The 7835-nt window shown below is 50.4% G+C and carries 3 protein-coding genes and 1 pseudogene; 1 reads left to right on the top strand and 3 read right to left on the bottom strand.

The window, feature by feature from the left end; translation table 11 throughout:
- Positions 1-465: 465 nt before the first annotated feature.
- Both NNN71_RS22545 and NNN71_RS22550 read right to left on the bottom strand, forming a co-directional pair.
- Positions 466-699 carry a YgdI/YgdR family lipoprotein gene (locus tag NNN71_RS22545; RefSeq protein ID WP_271459375.1) on the bottom strand — a complete coding sequence of 78 codons (234 nt, stop codon included), beginning with the start codon at positions 697-699 and terminating at the stop codon, positions 466-468.
- A gap of 253 nt (positions 700-952) precedes the next feature.
- Positions 953-2332 (bottom strand): diguanylate cyclase, encoded by a 1380-nt coding sequence (locus NNN71_RS22550; protein WP_271459376.1) that lies wholly within the window; start codon positions 2330-2332, stop codon positions 953-955.
- A gap of 130 nt (positions 2333-2462) precedes the next feature.
- On the opposite strand from NNN71_RS22550, the pseudogene NNN71_RS22555 reads away from it, so the two are divergent.
- Positions 2463-2825: pseudogene (locus NNN71_RS22555) on the top strand (IS3 family transposase); the annotation flags it as partial.
- 52 nt (positions 2826-2877) lie between these two features.
- Here the strand turns inward: NNN71_RS22555 and NNN71_RS22560 are convergent.
- On the bottom strand, positions 2878-7776 hold the full coding sequence (locus tag NNN71_RS22560) for an inverse autotransporter beta domain-containing protein (protein ID WP_271459377.1): 4899 nt from the start codon (positions 7774-7776) through the stop codon (positions 2878-2880).
- Positions 7777-7835: the final 59 nt, after the last annotated feature.

Here is a 7835-nt window from a genome sequence, read left to right on the forward strand (position 1 = left end):
ATTTTCACGTTAGAGAGTGCTCTTTTGAATAACGCAATCAATTTCCTGATCGAGTCTGATTGATGATTATGTTAAGCTAACTATCGGCAGGGGGTTACTCGGCTCCAGATTAGGATCGCAGAGATAATTTTTTCAATATCGGCAGATATCAGCAACGAGGTGAACAAAGGCGCATTTATGCCCGAGCCAGTCCTCACAACACACTGTCCTTGTCTACACATATCGAAATAGGTGAGGATAAGCCTCCTGAAGCGTCGTTGTTTTTAAAGCGAAAGAATAATAGTTGGCCACTGAAAATCAAAACGTTCATCTTAAACATATTATTCTTGATGGTATCCGATTGATTTATTTTGGTCATACGCTGCGTTAACGCAATAAAAATGCATGAATACTGAGCGGCGATAGCGCCCGTCCTCATGCATTCTATCGCCACACAGCTCTTCAACCCATCATCGTCATGTGTTATCACCACTCCAGCGTCGTATTGCCCTTCGTGGTTTGTACAATTTCGCTGGTCGCTATCACACGCTGATAACCGAAGGTATCCGCGTATGTGGTCATGCCGGTGGTAGGATCTGCGACCGGTTTTCCCTGCGTGTCGATAGTTTTTCCCGTTCGCGTGGTCATGGTGTAAGCCGTCGTACAGCCAGAAAGAAGGCCCGTCAGCAGGATGAGCGTGAGGCAAGCGCGTTTACGCATAGTGAATCCCTGTTCAAATCATAAAACGCGAACGCTACGTGATTTCTGGCAAACAGGATGGATGATTGATGCGCTATCGTGTCGCAATGTCGATTGATGAAATCTCGCCATCGTTGTGCTTTGCAGACACCCACCCGATGTGAGCGGCGAGGCGGCCGAGACTTTCTTAATAATGGCCGGAATGCGGAATAACGGCAGCAGGTGAAGAGAGAATGCCGGCGGCACGCGATTGATTAAATAAACAGTGCAAAAATCAACCAGACTTCCACATCTGAACGCGGTTGCGCCCCTGTTTTTTTGCGATATACAACGCCTCATCCGCCAGCTGAATTAATCGTTCATAATCCGGATGGCCGCTAAACATCGCCGCGCCAATAGATAGTGATAACGAAATTTCCTCGCCGTTAGGTGCCTTCACTTTGGTTTTCTCTACGCGACTGCGGATGCGTTCGGCGGTACGCAACGTATCGTGGGCGGTGGATTCCGTCAACACGATAATAAATTCATCGCCACCATAGCGGAAAACGTAATCGCTGCTGCGTACGTTGTCATAAAATACCTGCGACACACGACGCAGAATTTCATCACCGGTATTGTGCCCCCACGTATCGTTAATGTGTTTGAACCTGTCGACATCAATCACCAGGATCGATAACGGGGTCCCCACGCGGTTGGCATGGGCGATTTCTCGCTTAAAGATAGTCGGCAGAAAACGGCGATTGAGCAGTCTTGTCAGCACATCCATCCCCACTTCGTGGCGGGATACCTCCTCAAACAACTCGCGTAGCAGCGTCGTAATTTGCGAAACGGTACTTCTGAGTTGCAGCAAAAACTTGTTGCGATGTGTCTTCGCGTTGAGTGGTTTAGTGGTGTCGTTAATAGCGGAAAGGATACCGTCAAAATCCTGTAGCAGGCGCGAAATATGCCCGACTTCGGCAATGCCGCTGAAATAGTGCCGACCTTTGTGATTAAACCACAGACCAAAATCAGACTGACTCAGCGGCAGGGTATTACCGATATCGGCATCCAGTACGACCTTGTAAATAATCTCCAGCTCCCACGACAACAACGAAGAGATTTGTCGTTCTTTTTCCTCTTCAGCGTTTTCCAGCAACGAGAAAATCCGATAATTTTCATCCTCTTTAGCCATACTGCTTTCGCTAAAGGAAAAGGCACGCGACATAACCTCCATCGCCAAATCAATACTATTGATAGCAAAGTGATAAATTTGTAATTTATCTGCCGACGGTTGCGGTCCATAAATAATGACGGGATAGAGTAATTTTTTTAATACCCGGAATCCCATTTCAACCAACTCGACAGGGATACCGATGCGAGCGTGAACTTCCGCCACGGTATGCTGAGCAGCCATCAGTCCCTCAACGTCCTCTACATTGCAGGAGAGGATATCAATAAGCCATTTCTCTAGTGCGGTCTTAAGTTGTTTCTCAACCTGCTCATTGCTGAGAAACTCTTCAGCATGGGGATCGGCAAGGACCACGCGATAAAACTCCACGCTCAACGCCTGTGCATGGGCAACGGCAATATCGGCAGCCTGTTGTCTGATGTGAGGTTCCGTTTGGTCGAGCAGCGTCAGCCACTCCTTTTTCATTCTTTGCAGATACATCTCCATAGCCCACATCCCCGCAAGATAGATAAACGAGTGGTTAACTAACTATGGTTTCACTTGTTGTAAGACACAAGAAAGGGCGCTAACTCGCCATAAAAAAAACCGCGGTCTCTGGACTGCCCACCCAAAATGGGAAGTGGGCAAGGCAGCGCCCAATACCCTGAGCCGGAACTTCAGAGCATCGAAGGCCAACGAAAAATGGGTCACAGGTATTACGGAGCTCTCGGTGCAGGGTAAAAATCTGTCCTTGTCGCCAGTTCTCGATCTGTTTAACCGGGAGATTATCTCCTACAGCCTGTCGGAGAGGCCGATGATGGAGAACTTCTTCGGCACACTGAAATCTGCGTGTTTTGGCCTGAATAGGTTCAGCGAACTGAATGACCTGAGGAAGGCGATAGAGCACTATATCCATCACGATAACAACGAGCGGATCGGTCTGAAGTTAAAAGGCCTGAGCCCGGTAGAATACCGAACCCAAGCCCTGATAGCCGTTTAAAATGAACTGTCCAATTTTATGGGGTCAGTCCAAATTATCCTGGCTGATTCTATCATCTTACACACATAGCCTTGTAAGAAGCCCCACTCGGATCTGATTCAAATATTGTATTGGTATAGAGATCGGTTACACGACGTAGCTTTGAATTTGATATTCCAGCATCAGCAAGCCAGGCCAAGCCACCTACATCATAAACAGCAAGATTTCCGCCCCATTCATTTTTCAGTGCCCCCACAAATCTACTGCCGGAAGCGCTGGAAATATATACCTGGCTAGCTTCTGGTTGGACATAGCCATTATTGATACACAAGTTACGAGCATTATCCCAGGTTCGCTCATTTCCTACAGGAAACCAAAACCACTTTTTCGTCTGGAAAACATAGGTAATAGCGCCAATAGAGTCATGTCCATTCTTTCTCTTTCCTTTTATTTCTACGATTGAAGTACCGGCATCATCGATGAATGTTACTATCCCATCAGTAACAGTTACCCATGGCTGATTCGCTGTCCATTCATATGCTGATGCATCAACATCATCGCTAAGCGTTAACGTAAAAGAGGCGTTTTTAAAGCCGGTTTGCGGCACACCTGCTGTTGGCGAGAACTCATAACCGTTTATAGCAACTGATTTTAATGAAACAGACTTAATAGTGTACATGGAAGCGATGTGCGTTTCCCAATCCGCTAATTTAAGTCTGGCAAATCCCGAAGCCGTTCCCGATGCTGTATATACAGAAGTATAAGTCCCGTTGTTGTTATCATGCCACGCACCTGATTTCTCGATCGTATTTGCCATTGTAAGAACAATTTCATCTGCATAACCGGTAACAGCGTTTCCTGCTGCATCTTTTAGCGAAACGGTAATATTAATATCATCCCCAACGATAAAAGAAGATGCCATCTCAAGTGATGAATTTTCCCTGACAGGCTCACCTGCGCTAATGGCATAGAATGCTGAACGAATCGTTTCACTCCAGTGAGGCATCTTTAATGAGGCACGTTTCAGGGAACCTGTCGTCACGGCCTGATAAATAATGCTATAAACCCCATCTCCATGCTCCTTCCAGCCATCCGTTGATTTCAGTACTGCATTAGGAACCGAAATTGTGCTTGTAGACAGTTGATTTACTAGCGAGTCAACACGATTACCATACGAATCCTCAAGGGTCACAGTGACTGTAATATCCTCACCCGATCTGTAGGTCCCAGCGTTTGTTTCTATTGTAGATCGCTCAACTGAAACCTCTCCCGTTGAAATAACATAAGCGTTGGAGGTTACCGTCCCACCGTTCCATGTAAAAGACGCCTGATAGTTGCCTGAATTAATAGCCATTAATGGGGAAATAATTGCACCGCTACTGTCTACATACATCATGCCATCAATAGCTGTTCCCGGGACAGAGTACTCCCAGCCATCGGGGAGTTCACCCTTAATCAGATTACCCTGAGCATCCTTCATCGTGAGTTTGAGCAGCACCTTTTCACCTGCTACGTAACTCTGCTTATCGGTAATGAGCGTGGTATATACGTCATGTATAGTGCCCGCAACAAACTCGACCATTTTTTCGGTTTTATTTCCAGATGGTAAGGCTGCCGTTACCGTGAACGCTCCCGATTCTTTACTGGTCACCTCTGCGGTAGCCACCCCATCACTACCGGTGATACCCGTCAGCGCGGTAATTACGGTTTTGCTACTGTCGCCGCTTACGCCGAACGTCACGCTGGCACCGGAAACCAGGTTGCCTTCAGCATCTGTTACGGTTGCCTGCACGGTATTCTTGTCGGAACCATCCGCAACCGCACCGGACGTCACCACAAGATCGCTATCAGTAATCCGTGCGGTGGATGAGTCAGCCACAAACTCAGTCACCTTGGTCGTTTCTTTGCCTGCGACGGCTGCCGTAACCGTGAACGACCCCGCTTCTTTACTGGTCACCTCTGCGGTAGCCACCCCGTCGCTTCCCGTAATCCCCTTCAGCGTGGTGATTATCGTTTTGCTGCCATCGCCGCTTACGCCGAACGTCACGCTGGCACCGGAAACCAGGTTGCCTTCCGCATCCGTTACGATTGCCTGTACAGTATTTTTGTCGGTACCGTCAGCCAGCGCGCCGGTTCCTACAGTAAGATTATCTGCAATGATTTGGGCCGTAGAAATGTCAGCGATAAAGGTCGTGTCCATATTCCGGCTAACGTTTCCTACCGTCGCGGTAATTTTGAATTGACCGGCAAGCGTGCTGGTCATCGTGGCAGAGGCCGCGCCGTTGGTATCCGTTGTCGGCGCGCTTTCCGCAAACTTAACGGCAGCGTTATCGGCGACAAAAGACACGCTCACGCCGGGAACAAAGTTACCCTGAGCATCAGTCACAATAACCTGAACGCTGTTTGTCAGTTTGCCGTCCGCTTTCGCGCCGCTGGTGACGTGCATATTGCTGTCAGTGATGGTCGCGGTAGCGTCATCACTGACAAATTCGGTTGTCGCATTCGCAGATTTACCCGACTCGCGAACCACGGCGGTTACGGTGAATTGCCCTGCTTTCAGGCTGGTGACGGCTGCGCTCGCCAGACCGTTATTGTCGGTTTGCACCACTGACGGTGTCACAACCGCATTGCCCGCCGTGCCTGACGCGCTGATTTCAAGCGTAACATCCTTCGCCACGTTGCCGTTGCTGTCGGTCACTTTTACCGTCAGCGCATTGCTGTCAGTACCGTCTGCTTTTGCTCCGGTATCCACCGTCAGGTCGCCTGCGGCGATATGGGTTGCAGACTTATCAACGTGGAAATGGACAGTGGCTACTTTAAACGCGCGCGCCATCGAGCCGGAACGTACCGTGACGGTGGTTTCCCCTGCCCGCTCGTTGGTGACCCTCAGCGTGGTCCGGCCGTTCACATCCGTTGAGGAAGAGATATCGACCACACCATCATTATCCACATCGGCCTCTACGGTGAAGTTGGCCAGCGGATTACCGTGAACATCATGTACGACAGCCTCGATCTCGTTGGCATCAACGCCGTTCGCATGGGCATCGTTCTTCGTTACCGTAAGGGACGCGACGCTCGCGCTTTCGGTATCCGCAGTAAAGGTAACCGGCACCGTTTTGATTTTTCCGTTGTCCATCTTCACGGTCACGGTGCCTTTCTTCGCCACTTTACTGCGCAGCATCACGGCAGCCTGACCGCGCGCATCTGTGACCACGGCCAGCTGTTTGTTATGTGACTGAGTATCGGTGAACAGCGTGGCGGCAGATGCGTTTTGTGCATCATTGAGACCCTCTACGCTGAATGTCAGCGCCTGGCCCGGCACCACGGCTCCGGACGCGTCTTTTATGCTCGCGGTCAGGGTGGCAAACTGGACGTTATCCGCGATAACGGCTTCGTCCGGAGTCACAGACAGGGTCTCGATGTCGCTCTGCGCTGGCAGCACGCGAATAAGTGTTGTGGCGGTATTTGAGCGTCGCCCGTTGTTATCAATACTGACCGCAGTCAGGGTGTATTCCTGCTTCGCCGCATCAGGGGCGCTATAATTCCACGCCGGTACGCGAACTTCCAGCTCGATGGCAGACCGTTTATGCAGCGAGCCGCCCTGCTCCAGAAACGCCTGAGAAGGCGTCCATTCGGTGTCTTTCACACCGTATTTAGATTTCTGAACAGTTACCGGAATCACGATCGTTCTGGACGCTTCCGCTTCCATCACCTCCGGCAGGTCAATACGCAGAGCATCCTGCTTGCGGTACTCCAGAACAATATTGTTATTACGATCGACCAGGTCATAACGGCTTCCGATCAGGCTGCGCATTGAGGCAACCATTCCCGGATCAACCTGGTGATGCCACGGAACGCCCAGCCGGTAATTCAGCCCCAGCCCAAGACGGGTATCATTTTGCCCCGACCGCCCTTGACGCTGCTCCGCACTCAGAGTTAACAGCGGCACCGGCGTGTATTCCAGCCCGACCGTCATCGCATGCGGGTTGCTCTGACGATTATCTTTCCCAAACAGCGCAACCTCCTTCCCGTAATATTGCTCCCAGGTGAGTTTCCCACCTAGCTGCGGCACAGCAGGCAGCCAACCCTGGGTACGAATATCCCAGCCGTTAGCAGGGCGCTCTTCGTGATCCCGGACGTCGGGAGAATTTTTCCAGCTCGTCAGGCCAAAGTACCCGTTTGCACTGAGCTTCAGGAAATCTCGCCAGTATTCAGTACCGATACCCGCCCGCGCATGATCGCGAGACAGGTCGTAATCGCCAAACAGGTTGGCACCCAGCATGTAGCCAGAAGTGAAATGACGAATACCGACTCCCAGGTTAGTCTGGCTGCGATCGTCCGTACGATGTAGGCTGCCTTGGGTGAATGTCACCGTGTTGTCCCGGTCGTATACCGGAACCAGGAGATCGAGCTGTGAATTTTTGAGCGTGAAGTTTTTGTCTGCTTCCAGCTGAACGCGCGCACTCCCGAAGTTATTGAGGAATTCCTGGATTTCACTGCCGGCAGCACTGGTTGCCATCCCTCTGGCCATGGAAGCTGCGGCGTCAGAGTGTGGATTACTGGCAAGGAAGTTCCCTGCCTTAGAGGCGACGCCCGCGATGTTTTTCGCCTGCTCATTGTCGGTAGACATTGCAGACGCACTCTCGCCCCAGACGATCTCCGGTAACGGTGACGTTGGTACATCCAGCTCATCGCCAGCCTGAAGGTTGTCAAAGCCGCGGGCAAAGGTCCTCAACTGATTGAGCTTTTTCAGCGCCGCCATGCTCATGTTAAACTTTGCAGCCACGGACTCAGCCGTTTCGCCGGGCTGAAGTGTATAGACCTGCGTGTTAAGTTGCTCGCCCGCCGTCGGATTTAAGAAGCGCTTATTGCTTCCCGCTCCCGCCATAGCCGGAGTAAAGGCAACAGTAACTGGAAAAAGAAACTGGATGAGGATATTAATCCATACAAAATGACGAAAGAATCTTCGCATAAATCATTAACCTTGTTTGTACTTAAACGAATTGACTATTTATCGGATGTGCTTTTATG

Source organism: Kluyvera sp. Awk 3 (assembly GCF_028069715.1).
Classification (GTDB): Bacteria; Pseudomonadota; Gammaproteobacteria; order Enterobacterales; family Enterobacteriaceae; genus Kluyvera; species Kluyvera georgiana_A.